Origin of the sequence: Janthinobacterium fluminis (assembly GCF_028595325.1) — a bacterium.
In the GTDB taxonomy this organism is placed as follows: Bacteria; Pseudomonadota; Gammaproteobacteria; order Burkholderiales; family Burkholderiaceae_D; genus Janthinobacterium; species Janthinobacterium fluminis.
The window spans coordinates 507,729-525,928 of sequence record NZ_JAQQXR010000005.1 but is presented as its reverse complement, the minus strand read 5'-3'; the positions used below and the strand labels follow the sequence as shown (position 1 = coordinate 525,928).

General features: G+C 65.5%; 16 protein-coding genes and 1 tRNA gene. 8 read left to right on the top strand and 9 right to left on the bottom strand.

What is annotated here, in order from left to right; genetic code table 11:
* The first annotated feature begins 191 nt into the window (after positions 1–191).
* The 4 genes from OIK44_RS15725 (at position 192) to OIK44_RS15710 (ending at position 3,670) form a co-directional block, all read left to right on the top strand.
* Positions 192–707, top strand: a complete 516-nt coding sequence (locus OIK44_RS15725) for a glycine zipper 2TM domain-containing protein (RefSeq protein ID WP_273671956.1) — start codon at positions 192–194, stop codon at positions 705–707.
* Between the two features lie 208 nt (positions 708–915).
* Positions 916–1,704 (top strand): spermine/spermidine synthase domain-containing protein, encoded by a 789-nt coding sequence (locus OIK44_RS15720; RefSeq protein ID WP_273671954.1) that lies wholly within the window; start codon positions 916–918, stop codon positions 1,702–1,704.
* Positions 1,705–1,747: 43 nt separating this feature from the next.
* Positions 1,748–3,529: a type IV pilus assembly ATPase TfpB gene (gene tfpB / locus OIK44_RS15715; RefSeq protein ID WP_273671953.1), complete on the top strand. Its 1,782-nt coding sequence runs from the start codon at positions 1,748–1,750 to the stop codon at positions 3,527–3,529.
* A gap of 65 nt (positions 3,530–3,594) precedes the next feature.
* Positions 3,595–3,670: transfer RNA gene (locus OIK44_RS15710), tRNA-Lys, on the top strand.
* 138 nt (positions 3,671–3,808) lie between these two features.
* Here the strand turns inward: OIK44_RS15710 and OIK44_RS15705 are convergent.
* The gene (locus tag OIK44_RS15705) at positions 3,809–4,633 is read right to left on the bottom strand and encodes an AraC family transcriptional regulator (RefSeq protein ID WP_273671951.1); all 825 of its coding nucleotides are present in this window, start codon (positions 4,631–4,633) and stop codon (positions 3,809–3,811) included.
* A 103-nt stretch (positions 4,634–4,736) separates the two neighbouring features.
* On the opposite strand from OIK44_RS15705, the gene OIK44_RS15700 reads away from it, so the two are divergent.
* Both OIK44_RS15700 and OIK44_RS15695 read left to right on the top strand, forming a co-directional pair.
* Entirely contained in the window at positions 4,737–5,948 is a 1,212-nt protein-coding gene (locus OIK44_RS15700) for an FAD-dependent oxidoreductase (protein ID WP_273671950.1), read from the top strand.
* Entirely contained in the window at positions 5,945–6,337 is a 393-nt protein-coding gene (locus tag OIK44_RS15695) for a VOC family protein (RefSeq protein WP_273671948.1), read from the top strand. The genes OIK44_RS15700 and OIK44_RS15695 overlap by 4 nt, the downstream gene beginning before the upstream one ends.
* Positions 6,338–6,381: 44 nt before the next feature.
* Here the strand turns inward: OIK44_RS15695 and OIK44_RS15690 are convergent, their stop codons facing one another.
* From OIK44_RS15690 to OIK44_RS15670, 5 genes are all read right to left on the bottom strand, one after another.
* Positions 6,382–7,440: a lysozyme inhibitor LprI family protein gene (locus OIK44_RS15690; protein WP_273671947.1), complete on the bottom strand. Its 1,059-nt coding sequence runs from the start codon at positions 7,438–7,440 to the stop codon at positions 6,382–6,384.
* A gap of 120 nt (positions 7,441–7,560) precedes the next feature.
* Positions 7,561–8,343, bottom strand: coding sequence for a BON domain-containing protein (locus OIK44_RS15685; protein ID WP_273671946.1), 783 nt, complete (start codon positions 8,341–8,343; stop codon positions 7,561–7,563).
* 106 nt (positions 8,344–8,449) lie between these two features.
* The gene (locus tag OIK44_RS15680; protein ID WP_273671944.1) at positions 8,450–9,142 is read right to left on the bottom strand and encodes a DUF2268 domain-containing putative Zn-dependent protease; all 693 of its coding nucleotides are present in this window, start codon (positions 9,140–9,142) and stop codon (positions 8,450–8,452) included.
* 172 nt (positions 9,143–9,314) lie between these two features.
* The gene (locus tag OIK44_RS15675; RefSeq protein ID WP_273671943.1) at positions 9,315–11,015 is read right to left on the bottom strand and encodes a dipeptidyl-peptidase 3 family protein; all 1,701 of its coding nucleotides are present in this window, start codon (positions 11,013–11,015) and stop codon (positions 9,315–9,317) included.
* 183 nt (positions 11,016–11,198) lie between these two features.
* Positions 11,199–11,798: a short chain dehydrogenase gene (locus OIK44_RS15670; RefSeq protein WP_273671941.1), complete on the bottom strand. Its 600-nt coding sequence runs from the start codon at positions 11,796–11,798 to the stop codon at positions 11,199–11,201.
* A 107-nt stretch (positions 11,799–11,905) separates the two neighbouring features.
* Here OIK44_RS15670 and OIK44_RS15665 point away from each other — a divergent pair, with 107 nt between their 5' ends.
* Positions 11,906–12,805, top strand: coding sequence for a LysR family transcriptional regulator (locus tag OIK44_RS15665; RefSeq protein WP_273671940.1), 900 nt, complete (start codon positions 11,906–11,908; stop codon positions 12,803–12,805).
* A 66-nt stretch (positions 12,806–12,871) separates the two neighbouring features.
* On the opposite strand, the gene OIK44_RS15660 is transcribed toward OIK44_RS15665, so the two are convergent.
* From OIK44_RS15660 to OIK44_RS15650, 3 genes are read right to left on the bottom strand one after another with little or no spacing between them, the layout of a single operon-like run.
* A complete protein-coding gene (locus OIK44_RS15660; protein WP_273671938.1) occupies positions 12,872–14,317 on the bottom strand; it encodes an efflux transporter outer membrane subunit in 1,446 nt (481 codons plus the stop codon).
* Between the two features lie 43 nt (positions 14,318–14,360).
* A complete protein-coding gene (locus OIK44_RS15655; RefSeq protein ID WP_273671936.1) occupies positions 14,361–15,971 on the bottom strand; it encodes a DHA2 family efflux MFS transporter permease subunit in 1,611 nt (536 codons plus the stop codon).
* 9 nt (positions 15,972–15,980) lie between these two features.
* Positions 15,981–17,117 carry an HlyD family secretion protein gene (locus OIK44_RS15650; protein WP_273671934.1) on the bottom strand — a complete coding sequence of 379 codons (1,137 nt, stop codon included), beginning with the start codon at positions 17,115–17,117 and terminating at the stop codon, positions 15,981–15,983.
* Positions 17,118–17,227: 110 nt separating this feature from the next.
* Here OIK44_RS15650 and OIK44_RS15645 point away from each other — a divergent pair, with 110 nt between their 5' ends.
* Positions 17,228–17,971, top strand: coding sequence for a TetR/AcrR family transcriptional regulator (locus OIK44_RS15645; RefSeq protein WP_273671933.1), 744 nt, complete (start codon positions 17,228–17,230; stop codon positions 17,969–17,971).
* Positions 17,972–18,200: the final 229 nt, after the last annotated feature.

The following is an 18,200-nucleotide window of genomic DNA, read 5'->3' as shown; positions in this document are numbered from 1 at the left end:
TACATATTGCGAAATTCAGGCGCCATTCCGCCCCTCCCGCCGCGTCAAAGTGCATGTTACAGGCTGCCGGCCGCGCCGCCCCCGCTGTTACAATTTGTTGCCATGCCAACGGCAGCGGCGGGCCAAGGCGGATTACCATAGGGTCGTGTTGTTAGAAATGCCCGATAAAATATTCACCAACGAGGTAAGAAATGAACTTGCAAGCCAAATTGCTGCTGTCTGCCCTGTGTGTAGGCGCCTTGCCCGTCGCGCAAGCGGCCGACTTTGAAGAGTTCGGCCGCGTCGTGCGCGTGACGCCGCAAGTCGAACAGGTGAACCGTCCGCGCCAGGAATGCCGCACCGAATACGTCCAGGTACAGCAGCCGCAACAACAACGCAGCGCCGGCGGCGCCATCATCGGCGGCATCGCCGGCGCCCTGCTCGGCAACCAGGTCGGCGGCGGCAGCGGCCGCTCGGCGGCGACGGCGGCCGGCGCCATCGCCGGCGCCATCACCGGCGACCGCCTCGACAACAACGGCGGCAACAGCGGTGGCGGCGTGCAGGAACAAGCCGTCAAGCAATGCCGCACCGTCGACCACTGGGAATCGCGCAACAACGGCTACGAAGTGACCTACGACTACCGCGGCCGCAACTACACGAGCCTGATGTCCTACGACCCGGGCCAGCGCGTGCGCCTGCGCGTCTCGGTGGAGCCGGCGCAGCAATAAACGCGCCGCCGCAGCCGTCCCGTCCCCGCAAGCCGGTCAGCCCTGACCGGCTTTGTCATTTCTGCGTTGGGGACAGACCACGATTTCCAAAGTTTTTCTTGGAAATCGTGGTCTGTCCCCGGCTGTGTCCCCAGCTGGCAGCCGCGCCGGTTTCCCTTGCTTTACAGTAAGCCGTCGCGGGATAATGGGGCAATCTCTCAGGTTTCCTATGCTTATCAAACGTAAATCCATCGAACAACAAGAATCCTCGCGCCCGGCGCGCAAACCCCGCTACGCCCCCGTTACGCTGTCGGAACTCGATGGCGTGCGCTATCTGCATTTCGGCACGGAATGGGTGCAGGGCGCCATGCGCATCCGCAAACCGGACTGGCCGGAGCTCGAATACGCCCAGCAAATGATGGCCTGGATGCTGTGGATCGCCGCGCCGCAGCGCCTCGCCCAACTGGGCCTGGGCACGGCCGCCCTGACCAAGTTCTGCTACCGCCAGTTCCCCGCCGCCCACGTCAGCGCCGTCGAGCTGAACCCGGCCGTGATCGCCGTGTGCGCGTCGATGTTCAAGCTGCCGCCCAACGATGAGCGCCTGGACGTGCTGGAAATGGACGCCCTCGACTTCGTCAACGACAGCGCCCGCCACGGCACGCTCGACGCCCTGCAAGTGGACCTGTACGACGCCACGGCGCGCGGCCCCGTGCTCGACAGCGCCGACTTCTACGCTGCCTGCGCCGCCTGCCTGGCGCCGCACGGCATCATGACGGTAAACCTGTTCGGCGACCACCCGAGCTACGCGAAGAACGTGAAAGCGATGAAATTTGCGTTTGACCATGTCATCTGCCTGCCCGAAGTGCATGATGGCAATGTCGTCGCGCTGGCGTTCAAGACCCGGCCGGCGCTCGACGCCGACGCGCTAGCCGCGCTGGCGGCGCGGGCCGCCGACATCGTCGCCGCCACCAAGCTGCCCGCCAAATCCTGGCTCAAGGGCATCCAGAGCACCGTCTAGCACGGCCGGGGCGCCTGCTGCACTTGTGAAGAGGAAGTAGCGAATGAAGAATGCGTCCCCGAAAGCCCTCGACCTGCAACAAATCTTCAGCTGGCTGCTGGCCGACGGCCTGGTCGAGAAGGCCCACGTCAAAGCCCATTACGCCCAGGCCCAGGGCATCCTCAAGAACATCGTCGGCAACATGCATCCGCTGTGCGCGGTGGCGCACTGCAAGCTGAGTTCGGCGCTGCCGCCGCACAAGGCGCTGACCCTGGATTTGCTGTGCGAGTGGCTGGCCGGGCGCGTCGCCCTGCCCTTCATCCGCATCGACCCGCTCAAGGTCGATTTCACCAAAGTGGCCGACGTGATGTCGGCCAGCTACGCGGCGCGCTTCAACATCCTGCCCGTCGAACTGACGCCGCACACCCTGGTGATCGCCACGACGGAGCCGTTCGCGCTGGAGTGGGAGGCGGAAATCGCCAAGATCTCGCGGCGCGCCATCAAACTCGTCGTCGCCAACCCGCTCGACATCGCCCAGTACATCTCGCAGTTCTTCAGCCTGGCCAAGTCGATCAAGAACGCCAACAAGTCGACCGGCCAGGACTTGGCGCTGCGCAACAACTTCGAGCAACTGGTCGAACTGGGGCGCAGCAACAAGCAAGTCGACGCCAACGACCAGCACGTCATCAACATCGTCGACTGGCTGTGGCAATACGCCTTCGAGCAGCGCGCCTCCGACATCCACCTGGAGCCGAAGCGCGACATCGGCTCGGTGCGCTTTCGCATCGACGGCGTGCTGCACCAGGTCTACCAGGTGCCGGCCGTCGTGATGCTGGCGATGACGGCGCGCATCAAACTGCTGGGGCGCATGGACGTCATCGAAAAGCGCCGCCCCCAGGACGGCCGCATCAAGACGCGCACGGCCGGCGGCCAGGAAATCGAGCTGCGCCTGTCGACGCTGCCGACGGCCTTCGGCGAAAAGCTGGTGATGCGCATCTTCGACCCGGAAGTCGTCGTCAAGACGCTGCCGGAGCTGGGCTTTCCGCCCGACGACGCGGCGCGCTGGGACGCGCTGACGACGCGACCGCACGGCATCATCCTCGTCACCGGCCCGACCGGCTCGGGCAAGACGACGACGCTGTACACGACGCTGAAGGCGCTGGCCACGTCCGAGGTCAACGTCTGCACGGTCGAGGACCCGATCGAGATGGTCGAGGCGGCGTTCAACCAGATGCAGGTGCAGCCCGGCATCGACCTGTCGTTCGCCGACGGCGTGCGGGCGCTGATGCGGCAAGACCCGGACATCATCATGATCGGCGAGATCCGCGACCTGGCCACGGCCGAAATGGCGATCCAGGCGGCGCTGACGGGCCACCTGGTGCTGTCTACGCTGCACACCAACGACGCGCCGTCGGCCGTCATGCGCCTGCTGGAGCTGGGCGTGCCCCACTACCTGCTGGAGGCGACGCTGATCGGCGTCATGGCGCAGCGCCTTGTGCGCACGCTGTGCCCGGACTGCAAGAGCCCGGACGGCGCCATCGCCGACGACATCTGGCAAGGCATAGGCGGGGCGTGGCAACTGCCCAAGCCGGCCCACGTCTACCGCGCCGTCGGCTGCCCCGAATGCCGCCAGACCGGTTACCGCGGCCGCACCGGCATCTACGAATTGCTCAGCATCAGCCCCGCCTTCAGCGCGCTGCTCAAGGAGGACAGCGACATCCAGGCGCTGCGCCGCCAGAGCGTGGCCGACGGCATGAAGCCGCTGCGCATCGCCGGCGCCTTCAAGATCATCGAGGGCCTGACCAGCGCCGAAGAAGTGCTGAAGGTGACGGCGGCGCTGTCCTGACGGGAATTTTCTTGCGCAAACCCTTGGCGTTTTTTTTGAACCGATATATAATGCGGCCTCTTTCGGGGTCGTTAGCTCAGCTGGTAGAGCAGCGGACTTTTAATCCGTTGGTCGCAGGTTCGAATCCCGCACGGCCTACCACGAATTCAGCAGTACAGATCAGGGTTACCCGCTTCGGCGCGTAGCCCTTTTTTGCGCCCCTATATCAACAATATTCCAAACACATGCTCGACGCGGGCGCGGGTCTTGGCGATGCGGTGCCTGCGCCAACCTTGACAGCTATCGACCGGTTTGTTTCGCAGCACCGAAATAGCGCCCGGGGGACTCACCAAAAGCACGCCGGAACATGGCGATAAAATTGCTGGGCGTGGCATAGCCGAGCGCATCGGCAACGGTCGCGACGGACTCGCCCAGCGCCAACCGCTCCAGCGCATACACAAGGCCGGCCTGCTGGCGCCATTGCGCGAAGCTACAACCAGTCTCGGCGCGAAACAGCCGGCTCAGCGTGCGTGCCGACATGCCGCCCCAGCCAGCCCATTCGTCCAGATTGCGCCGTTCGCCCGGCCGCGCCAATATGGCGTGCGCCACACGCACCAGGCGCCGCTCCGAAGGCATAGGCAAATGCAGTGCTTGCTGCGGCGCCCGGCGCATCTCGTCGAGAAGCACGCCCATCACGCGCTCCTGCCCTTGGTCCAGCGGATCGCGCGTGGTCCAGGACGCCGCGCGGCGCACCAGCGCGCCCATCAACTCATTGACGGCGGTCACACAGGGCCGCTGCGGCAGGCTGGCACTGGCCTGCGGCGCGATCAGGATGCTCCATCCGCTCAGCGCGCCGATGACGCTCACCTTGTGCGTCATATCCGGCGGAATCCAACCGGCCCGATGCGGCGGCAACAGCCATGAGCCGTGACTGGTGCGTACATGCATCAGACCGCTTTCGATGCAAAACATCTGTCCGCGCAGATGGCTATGCCAGCCATATTCGCGTGTGCCGAGCAGGAACTGGCTGTCCGGCCCTGGTTCGCTCAACAAGGCGATCAATGGCGGGCCATCGGCTTGCTCGCTCAAGTCAGGCACGGCTGCGGACGAGATGGATTCCGGCATGGCTCAATTTCATTATTTTATGACTTGACAACGTTATCATCCAACGCCGTCCTTGTCCAATAATGACATTTTCGCTGTACGACGATTCGACAAGGGAGCATGCATGACAATCACACCACTGCGGGTAGCCATCATCGGCGCCGGCCTGGGCGGGCTGTGTCTGGCCCAGGGCCTCAAGAAACATGGCATTGCGGTACAGGTCTATGAAAAGGACGCCGCGCTGGCCGCACGTCGCCAGGGCTACCGCCTGCGCATCGACAAGGACGGCCAGGCTGCGCTGGCAAGCTGTCTACCGGATGCGCTGTTTGCCTTGTTTACGCAAACCTGCGCAGTCCCGGCACATGGCATCAACACCCTCGACTCCAACCTGAAACGGCTCAGCGACAATTGGGTGGATGACTGGCACGACGGTGTGGCCGACGCTGCGCCCGACCTACGCGCCGACCGCCAGGTCATGCGCGCGGTCCTGTTGATGGGCTTGGCCGAGCAGGTACATTTCGGAAAAGCATTGGTCCGTTATGAGGAGCTGGGCGATCTGGCCGTCGTCGCCCATTTCCAGGACGGCAGTTCGGTCGAAGCCGACGTGCTGGTCGGCGCCGACGGCATCTATTCCAGGGTCAGGGATTTGCGCTTTCCTGCTGCCCCCGCAATCGATACGGGCGCCATCTGCTGCTACGGCAAGACAATGCTGGACCCAGTCTCCCGGGAAGCGATCGCGGCGCAACTGCAGCTGGGAACCTCGGTCATTTTCGAGCCGGGATTGGCGCTCGTGAGCGACGCCATGTGCTTCCGGCTGTCGCCCGGCGCCACCACAGCGGTGGGCGCGCTGCCGGACTATATGTACTGGGCGCTGATCGGCCAGCGCAAGCACCTCGGCGTGTCCGACGACGACGATCTGTGCTGGCCCGAGCCCGCCTTGCGTTCCTGGATCGGCAAGCTGATTCAATCATGGCCGTTACAGCTCAGGGCCTTGTTTGAACTGGCCGCACCGCAAGCGGCGACGCTAACGGCCTTGAAAACCACGCCGCTGTTGGCGCCCTGGCCGGCCAGCAGGGTGACCGCCCTGGGTGACGCGCTGCATGCGATGAGTCCCGCCAGTGGTCTGGGCGCGAATTGTGCGCTCTATGACGCATCCGCGCTGGTACAGGCATTGCAACAGGTGCATAGCCGCAGCTTAGCCGTTGCCGATGCCATCGCAGACTATGAAGAGCAGGTTCGCACGCACAGCTTTGCGGCCGCCCGTTCGTCCCGCCAAGCTGAGCAGCAACTGTTCGCCGCGCCGAAAGAGAATGCAAAGCAAGGAGCACAACCATGAAACTGAATCACTTGAATTTGCAGGTCAGCAATGCGCCCGAAATGGCGGCGTTCTTCGTCGAATATTTCGGCTTTGTTGTGACGCTGGAAAAGCCCGACCGTAGCCTCATCGCGCTGGCGGCAGACGGCTTTGACTTGGTGCTACAGGAGTCCGGCGACGCCAAGCCCAGCTATCCGAAAGGCTTTCATCTCGGCTTCATTCTCGACGATCTTGAGAAAGTCCAGACTAGCTATGCCCGCCTGAAACATGCGGGCGCCGACTTGAGCGCCGAGATTGTGCAAAGCCGGCGTGGGGCGCAGTTCTTCCTCACGACGCTTGACGGCATCACGGTGGAGATCGGCTGCCACTACGCTACCGACGGCGTCGTTGAAAGCCAATCCCGGCAATAGCAAGATCATCTGCCCAATTACGCTGGTTTGCCGCCGGCGCCTTCTTATGGCTGCGCCAGCTCATGCAGTTGCTGAACCCGGCGTTGCGTCAACATGGCCTGCCAAGCCTGCACCGGCACGAGCGGATAGCGGAGGGCGCCGAAGCGCACGAGGGCGTCGCGGTACTTCAGCCAAGCCCGCTGCGTGTGCCGGACATTGTCTTTGGTCACCGTCGTGTATGGGCTGACGAGGCCCTGCTCCCCCGTACCCGGCAGCTTCATGATCTTCTGGTAAATGGCGTTAAGTTCCCTGTCGGCTGCCGCGAACTGCGCTGCGGAGTGGCGCGGCGTCTTGCCCTGCTCGAAGTCGCGGATATCCTGGGCGAACAGCGTCGCCTCGGCGGCAGTCGCCGCGATCGCCATCGCCGCCCTGGCGGTGCCGCTCAAGTCGGTTTCCTCGTCGCCGCGGGCGCGGGCGAAGGCGTCCAACGCCAGTTGCGCAGTGTCCAGCGCAGCCTTGTGCTGCGGCGGCCAGCCTTGCACGACGGCACCCAGTTGCCGGCCGCGCGCCTTCGCCTGCTGGCGCTCGCCGATCGCCGTGCAGACGCCCTGCATGTAGCCGCTGGTAATGTCGTCGCATAGGTCGAAGGTTTCCGCCTTGCCCCCCTTACCCAGGGCAAGCAAGTGCTCGACGCGGCCATCCATTTCCGCACCGGCGCCGGGCAGGCTGCAGGCGTATTTCAGCGCCAGCTCCGGATGGCGGACAACACCCAGGCCGTTCGCATACAACATCATCAGCACGCCATCGTCGCCTTTGGCGAAGGCGCATTGGCGCACCTGCTGCCAGTCGGCCGCACTGGCGCCGACCTTGTTCCTGGTGTCGTAATAGCGTTCTTCGGCGTTGCATCCCTTCAGCGCGGCGACGGACTGGGCATCCGGCAAGTCGGCGGCCGGTGGCATCGCCTTTTCAACCCGCAGGCATTGCCGATACCATTCAGCACCCTTCGGCACATCCCCCATGCCACTGGTATTGGGATAGATCGGGGCATCGGCACTGAAGACGGCGCCAGCGGTCAGCACGCCGGCCAGCAGCAAAGCGTTGCAAAGGGCGGTGCTTGGTTTCATAGGCGAACACTCCAATCAAGTTGATCTATATTCTGGAGTGAGTATAAAGAAAAACTATGGAAGAGAATTAACTTGGCCGGACATCTCGCCCGGCCATCGGCAGTGCTTGCGCGCCCCCGCTTACTTGACTTTCAGTGCGCTCTTGACGTCGGTGACGCCCTCGACGCTGCGCGCCAGATCCTCGGCCTTTTTCGCCTCCGCCTGGGACGGCACGAAGCCGCTCAGCATGACGACGCCGTTGACCGTCTCGACATGCACATCCATCGCCTTCAAGTCCGGGGCCTTGACCAGATCGGCCTTCACCTTGGTGGTGATGACGGTGTCGGCAATGGCCGCCTTGGCGGAGCCGGCGGTGCGGCGCGTGAGGCAGGCCGCCTTGTCGCTGGCGTTCATCGCCTCGCAGTTCTCGTGGGCAGGCGTGGTGCCGGCGTGGCGCTCCTGCTGCGCGGCACCGGCGCCGGTGCTGCCGGCGGCGCCGCTGGCACCAGCCGTTTGCGGCGCGGATTTCGCCGCGTTGGCGGCCGCCACCTGGACCGACTTGGCCTCGTTCAGGCAGGCGCTGCGCTCGGCCCGGCTACGCTCGGCGCACTTGGCCTTGGCCAGGTCGTACTCGGCGTTGGCCACGGCCACCCTCGCCCGGCTCAGATCGCGCTCCGTGTTGCGGTACTGGGCGACGGCATCGACGTCGGCCTTTGCCCGCGCCACTTTCGCTTCCTGCTTGCATATTTTCCTGGCCTTGCCCGTCTCGCTGCCGCAGCGCGCGACGGCGCTTTTATACTCGGTGGCGGCGCGGTCCTTCAGGCTCTTGTAGGAGGCGCCGCCGGTCTCGTCCGCCATCGCCTGCCCTGCGGAGAAAACAAGACTGGCAACACCGCTCAGCGCGAGCAAAGTAAATTTGTTCATGATTTTCCCTTTCTGGATTGGTTGACAGGGCAATGTACCCCTCCAGAAAAGCAAGCTCTGTGCGCGAACGTACAGTGCGCGGCCGTCCGCTCCGCAACAACCATGCCTATTTGTCCTTGATCAAACCCTGTCCCCACAATGCAACAACCTGATCAAAGGGCGTCGACGCCGGCGCGAACGCGGTGCCGTCCCTGGCCAAGCTCAGCCAAGCCTGCGTATCGTGCGAGCCGCCGGGCGCCGCTGCGCCCCCGCGCACGCGCGCCAGCCAGCCATGCACCTGGGCATAGCGGGCCGGATGGCGCAGTTGCACCCAGGCCAGCGCCACCAGATCGGCGTAGCCCTCCTCGCGGCGGGTGTCGCGCAAGGACCTCGCATCGCCAAGCAATGGCGCGCCGGCGGCGGCCTCCTCGCCCGCCTCGACAAAGCCGGTCGGCAACACATGCCAGTCGCCATGGGCGTAGCGCCAGCAATGGCCGATCTCGTGCGCCATCATCGCCTCGATCATCAAGACCTGCTCGGCCGGCGGCAACGGCGCCAGCACCTCCTCGGCCTGGGCGTTGCCGCGCATCGACAACACCAGCTTGCAACGGCCGCCGTCGAAACCCATCGCCAGCGGCACGGCCCCCGGCGCGGCTTGCGGCTGGACGATGATATCAATCGGCAATTTGAGCTGGCGCGCATAATCGAGGACGGCGGCGCCGGCGCGCAGCCAGCGTTGCTCCTGCCCGGTCAGGCCGGACTGGGCGGCGGCGCTGCCCGCGAGCAAAAGCAGTAGAGGGAAAAGCAGTGATGTCAACATGACGAAACTCCGGTGCGCGGCCATACGGAATTATCGTCAGCAACTTTAATTACTTCAAGGAAGTATCACGGAATATTTCATGGCGTAATTTGCCAACATTGACGGCTCGCCATGGGGCAAAGAAAAAAGGCCGGCGTCGCCGCCGGCCCCTTTGCAGAAACGTACTGAGAGCTTACTGCGCGCCCAGCGCCGCGGCGCTGACAAACGCCGGCCGGATATCGTTGGGCACCGCCTTCATCTTGTCGAGCGCCTTTTGCACCGCGGGGCGTATCACCACATACTTCGTCATCATCGCCTTGGCCCGGGCATAATCGCCGGTCGCCTCGATGGTCAGGAACTCGCGGTCCAGATCGATCACGGCTTGCTTGATCTTCTTGAAGTCGACGGCGAACACCCCGTCGCCCAGCGCGACGAAGCCGCCCTTATCGAGCAGATAATTCATCTGAATTGCCATACCGCGCGCGTGCGAATCGCTCAAACCGAAATGCAGCGTGCGGAAAGCGGACGCGAGGAAAGTCGTGTACAACTTGCGCTCGGCCGCCTCGCCCTGTCCCAGCGAGCCCTGCAACAAGCCCTTGTCCATCATATAGGACAACGCGAACAGACCGGTGATATCCGCCTTCGCCTCCTCGATCGTCGCATACGCCTCCTTCAAATCCTGGCGCGGCGTCGACGCCTTGCCGTCCACGCGGGTCTGGTGCGGGCCGAGGCCGTGGGTGATTTCATGCGCGAGAATATGCGTAAAGAAGGCATCGAAATCCACATCCTGCTGCGCCTCCCTCGTCAGCACCAGCTTGGCGATCGGCGTCAAAGTCGACTTGAACTTCGCCTCCTGCACATTCTTCAACATCACGCGCTTGGAACCGCGCGCGCTGATGATGCGCTCGTCGTTGGGCAGATTGTAGGCGGCCGTCTGCACGCCCATATTGCCGTCGCCGGCGCCGTACACCTGATTCACCACCACCATAGGCGCCAGCGCGCCGACCTGGGGATTGCGGTACTGCGCGTCCAGCGGCAAATTGTCCTCCAACTCCTGCATATGCTTGCTGAAGAAATTCACCTTCTGCGTTTCCTTCTCATCGCGGATATTCACATACGCCTCGAATGCCGCCTTAAAGCCGAACAACTCATCGTTATACGTCTCATACGGCCCTATCGTAATATCGACGGGCGCATCCAAATCCATCCACGCGAAATCGGAGGCCAGATAATCGTTCGACAAAAAAGCCTCGGCGCGCAGACTGAGAAACTTCTTCAGCGACGCATTATCGGTGGCGGCAGCGGCCTCATTCAACAAAACGGCCAACTGCCGCAACTCCGCTTGATATTCATCCGCATACCTCACCGTCCGGAACTTACCGTCGCCACTGCTGCGTATCGTCGTGAAAAACCACTGCGCCTGCTCCCGGTCCTGGGGCGGCAGCGCGCCCATCCACGCCTCCAGCGCCGCCTTCGTGGCGCCGGCCGGATAAAAATTCGCGCCCTCCGGCTTCTTCGCCGGAATCTTCATGCCGGCATACTCGGCCGGCAAAAAAGACGCATTACCGTCGAGAATAGACCACGGCCCCTTATTAATCCAAAAATACTCCAAACGCGCGGCACCCAGCGCCGACCTATCCTTCCGCAGCGCCGCCCATAGCGCCTCATTGCCGGCCCAGCGCTGACGCAACTGCAACACATCGACCAGCTTCGCGGCCTCGACCAACTTGGCGATCGCCCTCCGGTCGCCGGCCGACAAAGCCGACACATCCGCCGTCAACTCGACGGGCGCGAAACGCCGCGTCAACTTAGCCAGCTCGCCGACGCCAGCGGGCGCGGCAGAAACGGTGGCACCGGCGACGGCCAGCACCAAAGGAATCAGAAAATTTTTCATGGAAGCCCTAAAAAGAAAAGGAAAAAAGCGGCCCCTCCGCAGACGCCGCCTTTCCTCTTCGACAATTGTAATCCAACAACAATGGGGTCAGGTCTAGACATGGCGGTTTTTGCGGCTTGCCGCAGGGAATAAACCGCCATGTCTAGACCTGACCCCAGAGGGTAAAGCAACAAAACCGCTGGTTTAGCCGACGCGGTAGACGCGGCCGGTTTGGGCGCCTTCGACGCTGCGGCTGTAGGCCAGCGCGACGCGGCTCGCTTTGGCCGCTTCGAAGCCGCGGAAGTAGGCGGCGTAGGTGTCCATCGATTCTTCCAGGACGGTCGGGCTGACGACGTTGATGCGCAAGCCGCGCGTCAGTTCGATCGCCGCGCCGCGCGCGAAGCCTTCGACCGCCGCGTTGACCATCGACGCGCTGGCGCCGAAGCGAATCGGTTCGTCGGCGATGATGCCGCTGGTCAGGGTGATCGAGCCGCCGTCGTTCAGGTGTTCCTGGGCGACGAGGGCGACGTTGACTTGCCCCATCAGTTTGCTGTTCAGGCCGATCTGGAATTGCTCGGGCGTGAAGTCGGCCAGCGCGCCGAAGTGCACTTTGCCCGCCGCGACGACGACGGCGTCCACTTTGCCGGTCCGGGCGAACAGCGCGCGCACTTGGGCGATGTCGCTGATGTCGGCCTGGTAGGCGCCGCTGTTGCTGCCGACGGCGATGATGTCGTGCCGCTGCGCCAGTTCCGCCGCGACTGCCTTGCCGACCGTGCCGCTGGCGCCAATGACGATGATTTTCATGCTGGGTCCTTTTTCGATGGATTGGGGATGCCTGCAGTATCACCCTGTTAGTCTGAAGAATAAATGCGCTAAGATGAACAACATTACTAATCAGCAGTTTGCAATCTATGGATAAGTTGCGCAGCATGGCCGTGTTCGTCGCCGTCGTCGACGCCGGCAGTTTTACGGCCGCCGCCGAGACATTTCAGATCTCGCCGGTGATGGTGGGTAAGCATATCAAGCATCTGGAGACGCTGCTCGGCGCGCGCCTGCTGATGCGCACCACGCGGCGCCAGGGCTTGACGGAGATCGGCGCGCAGTATTGCGAGCAGTGCCGCTCGATTCTGGCGCAGATCGCCGCCGCCGAGACGGGCGCCGAGGCGATGCGCGCCGGCCCGCGCGGCAAGTTGAAGCTGACGGCGCCGGTGTCCTTCGGCAGCGAGTGGCTGGCGCCGGCGCTGGCCGATTATCTGGCGCGCTATCCGGACGTGGGGGTGGATTTGAGTTTAAACGATCGTCTGGTCGATTTGCTCGACGAGGGTTTCGACGCCGCCGTGCGCATCGGCGCGCTGGGCGATTCGGGCATGGTGGCGCGTCCGCTGCGGCTCTATGGCATGTCGATTTGCGCCTCGCCCGCGTATCTGGCGCGGCGCGGCACGCCGCGCTCGCCGGATGATTTGGCGCAGCATGAGTGTCTCGACTATATGCATTGGAACCAGCATGTGCGCTGGCGTTTGAAGGGCGAGACGGAGCGGACGATCTGGGCCGGCCGCTTCCGCTCGAACAATGGCCAAGCCTTGCGCATGGCGGCCTTGCACGGCTTCGGCATCGTGATGCAGGCGGAGATTCTGCTGGCCCAGGATATCGCGGCGGGACGCCTGGTGCCGCTGCTGGAGCAGTATGTGCCGACGCCGCGGCCCATGCATCTGGTGTATCCGCGCGACCGGCAGGCGACGCCGAAGCTGACCACTTTTATCGATTTCATGCTGGAGCGCTTCGGACCGACTACGTCGCGGGTCGGTATGTAGCCGGCGCAAAGCTGGGGTCGGCCCCACAGAACGGGTCAGACCCCTGGCCGGCGCTGCGATGAGCGCTTACTGCGCCGCAGGCGCGCTGGGCGCCTGCCAGCCGGCGCCCAGCGCGCGCGCCACCGCCACCGTCGCCAGCAGGCGCTGGGTGCCGATCTGGATCGCCGCGCGGTCCGCCGCCAGCGCGCTGCGCTGGGCGTCCGTGACGTCGAGGTAGTTCGACACGCCGCGCTCGTAGCGGGCGCGCGCCACCAGATAGGCGCGCGCCGCCGCCTGCCGCGACTGCTGCTGCGCCTGGCCCTGCGCCTGGCGCTGCTGCAGGTCCGACAGCGCGTCTTCCACTTCGCGCAGCGCCGTCAGCAGCTTGCCTTCGTGGTTCGCCAATGCCTCGGCGTAGCGGGCTTGCGACAGCGCCAGATTGGCGCGGTTGCGGCCGCCGTCGAAGATCGGCAGCGACAGCGCCAGCGGGCCGGCGCTGAACTGGCGCGAGCCGCCCTGCGCCAGCTCGCGCAGGTTTTCCGAGGCGTAGCCGAAGTTGCCCGTCAATTGCAGCGAGGGGTAGAACGCCCCTTCGGCCACGCCCACCTGGGCGTTGGCCGCGCGCAGCGTGGCGACGCTGCCGGCCAGGTCGGGCCGGCGCGCCAGCAGGCTGGCCGGCAGGCCGACGGGGATCGACGGCGGCTGCGGCAGCACGGCCGCGTGCGCCGCCGCCGGCAGTTGCAGCGCCGCCGGCGCCACGCCCGTCAGCGTCGCCAGGCTGTGTTCGAGCAGGTTGCGCTGGCGTTGGACTTCGTGCAGGTCGGCCTGGGCGTTGGCCCGTTCGATGCGGGCGCGCGCCAGGTCCAGTTCGTTGCTCAGGCCGGCGTTGAAGCGCGCCTCGACCAGTTGCTCCGATTCGCGCCGCGTGCCGAGGGCGTCGTTCAAAATCGCCATCTCCGCGTCCAGCCCGCGCAACTGCCAGTAGGCCGTGGCCACCTGCGCCGACAGCATCAGCAGCACGCCGTCGCGGTCGGCCTCGGCCGCCAGCGCCTGGGCGTCGGCGGCCTCGACCATGCGCCGCACCCGGCCCAGCAGGTCCAGCTCGTAGGACATCGAGGCGCCCGCCGTGTAGTGGTTGCCGCTGATCGAGCGCCCGCCCATCGCCAGCGCCTGCGAGGTGTTGGCCGAGGTGCGCGAGTTCGCCGCCGAGGCGCCCACGGCCAGCGTCGGCGACTGCGCCGCGCGCGCCGTGCCGGCTTGCGCCTGCGCCTGCAGCAGGCGCTGCGCCGCCGCCTTCACGCCGGGGTTGTCGCGCAGCGCGCTGCGCTCCAGGCGCTCCAGCGTGGCGTCGCCGAACACGCTCCACCAGTCCTGCGGCAGGCGCGCGTCGGCGGCCGCGCCCGGCGCCAGGTGGCGGAAGGCCGCGCTGTCGGTGTTCTTCGGCGCGCTGAAATCGCTGCCGACGCTGGCGCAGCCGGCCAGCGCCAGGGTCACGGATGCCGCCAGGGTCAGGCGGGTCAAAGCTGTCATCATGGTTGTTACCTCAAATATGCTTATTAGTGGGTGGGCGCCGCGCTCAGTGCGCGCCGGCGCCGCCGCCGGACGGCGCCTTGACCTTGTCGGCGCACCACAGGATGCCGATGCAGGCAATCAGGATCGCGCCGACCAGGAAGAAGCCGTCGTTGTAGGCCATCACATATGCCTCGCGGCGCACGATGTTGCCGATCGCCGTCAGCGCCTGGTTGCCGGCGGTGGCGGGGTCGACGCCCTTGGCGATGAAAGAGGCCGTCATCTGCTCGATGCGTTCCAGCGTGGCCGCCGACAGCATCGTCACCGACTCGCCCAGGCGCGCCGAGTGGAAGTGCTCGCGGCTGCTCAAGGCCGTCGCCAGCAGCGCGATGCCGATGGAGCCGCCCAGGTTGCGCGTCATGTTGAACAGGCTCGACGCCGACGGCATGTCGCGCGGGGCGATGCCGGCCATGGCGAAGTTCGACAGCGTCAGCATGATGAAGGGCTGGCCCAGCGCGCGCACGATCTGCGACCAGAACAGCTGGTCGTAGCCGGTGCCGGCGTCCATGTAGGCGTTCATCAGGCAGGAGCCGCCGAACAGGGCCAGGCCGACCGAGCACAGGATGCGGTTGTCGACCTTCGACGACAGCTTGGCGGCGAAGGGCATGATGAACAGCTGCGGCAGGCCGACCCACATGATGACCTCGCCGATCTGCATCGGCGAGTAGCCGGCGATCTGGCCGAGGAACAGCGGCAGCAGGAAGGACGAGCCGTACAGGCCCATGCCGGTGACGGCCGACAGCACGGTGGCGACGAGGAAGTTGCGCTTGCCGTACAGGCCCAGGTTGACGAAGGGTTCGGCGCGCGTCGTGCTGGTGACCACCCAGCCCAGCAGGCCGGTGATGGCCAGCCCGGCGAAGGTGATGATGAAGGGCGAGTCGAACCAGTCCTTCGAGTTGCCCTCTTCGAGGAAGATGGTGAGGCCGCCCAGGCCCATCGCCATGAAGCCGATGCCGAGCCAGTCGGCATTCCACAACTGCTTCAACTGCATCGGCTCGCGCTCCAGGCCGTACAGCATGCCGGCGATCAGCAGCGCGCCCGGCACCCAGTTGATGTAGAAGATCGAGGGCCAGCCATACAGCTCGCTCAGGTAGCCGCCGAAGGTCGGCCCCATGGCCGGCGCCAGCGTCGCCGTCAGGCCGAAAATGGCCATGCCGGTGGCGCGCTTGGAGGCCGGCAGCTTCGCCATCACCAGCGTCATGGCCATCGGGATCAGTGCGCCGCCCGTGAAGCCCTGCAGCATGCGGAACACGATCATGCTCTCCAGATTCCAGGCGGCGCCGCACAGCGTCGAGAAGACCAGGAACAGCGCCGTCGTGCCGATCATGTAGCTGCGCAGGCCGAAGACGCGGGTCAGCAGCGCCGTCAGCGGAATGACGATGATTTCCGCCACCAGGTAGGCGGTGGAGATCCACGAGCCCTCTTCCTGGGTCGCCGACAGCGTGCCGAGGATGTCGCGCAGCGAGGAGTTGGTGATCTGGATGTCGAGCACGGCCATGAAGGCGCCCATCATGCCGGCGGCGACCGCGACCCAGGTGCGCGCGCTGACCTGCTCGCCCACGGCCGGCGGCGCCGGCGGCGCGCCGCGCGCCGGCAGTGTGTGTGTCGTACCCGTCATGGCGGCGTCCTAGCGGGCCGCGGCGGACTGGTTCACCGCCACGTCGGCCAGCGCCGACATGCCCGGCACCAGGCGGCCGCCGAGGGCCTTGATGTCTGCCGCCTTCAGCACGATCTTGACCGGCACGCGCTGGACGATCTTGGTGAAGTTGCCGGTGGCGTTATCGGCCGGCAGCAGCGCGAATTGCGCGCCGGACGCCGGCGCGAAGCTGTCGAGTTTGCCGACCAGCGCCATGCCCGGCATCGCGTCGATGGTCACGTGCACGTCCTGGCCGGGGCGCAGCTCGGCCAACTGGGTTTCCTTGAAGTTCGCGGTGATCCACACATTGTCCTGCACGATGGCCGTCAGTTGCTGGCCCGGCTGGACGCGCATGCCGACTTCGACGGCGCGCTTGCCGATGCGGCCGGCGACGGGCGCCAGGATGCGGTTGTACGCCAGTTGCTGCTGGGCGTCCTTCAACTGCACGCGCAGCACGCGCACCTGGGCCTTGAGCACTTCGCGGGCGGCGCCGGCGGCGGCGATCTGCGCCTTCGCCGCCTGCGCGCTGTCGCGGCGCGCGGCCAGGTCGGCCACGGCGCCGGCGCGGCCGGCGACGGCGCCGTCCAGCTCCGCCTTCGAGACGGCCTTCATCTGGCTCGTGTAGAGCTGGCCGTAGCGCTCGGCGTCCTGTTTCGCGCGCAGCAGTTGCGCCTCCGACTGCGCCACCTGGGCGGCGGCCGCGCTGGCCTGCGCCTGCGCCTGGGCCAGTTGGGCGTCCGACTGCAGCACCTGCTGCTCGGCCGTGTCGATCTGCGCCTGGATCTGCTCGGCCCTGACGCGCTGGTCGGCCGGGTCGAGTTCGGCGATTACGTCGCCCTCCTTGACCACTTGGTTGTCCTCGACCAGCACCTTGGCGACAACGCCGGCGATGCGCGCCGACACCGGATGCACGTGCCCGGCCACATAGGCGTTTTCCGTCTCGACGAAATAATGGCTGCGATACCACATGCGCCCGCCGGCGCCGACGGCGGCCAGCGCGATCAGGCCGGCGACGATCAGCACGCGGGGATTCGGCGGGTTCTTCACCGGCGCGGCGACTGCGGCGGGGGCCGCCGGCGCGACGGCGCTGAGCACTTTTTGTTCTGATTGGGTGTGCTGGGTAGGCATGGCGGCGCTCCAAAAAATGAAATGATATAGGTGCATTATTCGGCAAACACTAGCGCAAGTCAAGAAATGAAACGATTGCATTTCATTTCAATGTGGACTAGAGTGCCGCCATGCCCCACAATATCGCGATGACCATGCCACTCCCCGCCACCGATCAGCCAGACAGCGCGGCGCAGTCCGCCGCCACCGACCATTCCTGCTGCGGCAAGCCGGCCGGGCGGCCGCGCGCGGCCGACATGGAGGCGCGCATGGAAAGCCTGATGGGGACGGCCGGCTGCCTCTTCCTGCAACACGGTTACAGCAAGGTCAGCCTGGAGGCGATCGCCCGCGAAGCCCACGTCGCGGTGCGCACCATCTATGTGAAGTTCGGCGGCAAGGCCGGGCTGTTCAACGCCATCATCACGCGCCACCGCGAGCGCTACTTCTCGACGATGGCGAACATGGATACGGACATGCGGCCGATCGAGCAGATCCTCGGCGACTTCGGCTTGCGCATCAGCGAACTGATTTCCAAGCCGGAGGCGATCCGCCTGCACCGCATGGTGCTGGCCGAGGCGGGCAGCAACCCGGAGCTGGCGACCACCTTCTACCAGGTCGGCCCCGGCCTGACCCGCGAGACGCTGGGGCGCTTTTTCGGCCGCCCCGACATCGCCCCCCTGTTCCGGCCCGGCCTGCCGCACGAACAACTGACCGTCCACCTGCTCAACTGCATCATGGGCGACCAGCTGTCGCGCCTGCTGTTCCCGCCGGAGACGGCGCCGACGGAGGCGGAGATGCGCGCCAAGGTGGCGCTGGGGCTGGACCTGTTTTTCCGCAGTGCGCTGGCGGACCCGGCGCGGCTGAGCCAGGGGTAGCGGCTCGTGTTGGCAAACGGGCGCGCCCGCATTCGACGCCATTTTGGGCCCTCGTTCATTGCAAGCAGCAGCGCCACCCTGCTGCGCATGCGGGCTCCCCGCCCAGCCACCATGCGCTCGCTGGCGATGGGCAGCGCGACTCTTCAACATCCCGGCGGCGTCCAAAAGTATGCGCAAGCGCAACCTTGATACGACGCAATACGCGGGACCGTCAGCAGTTCAAATTAAG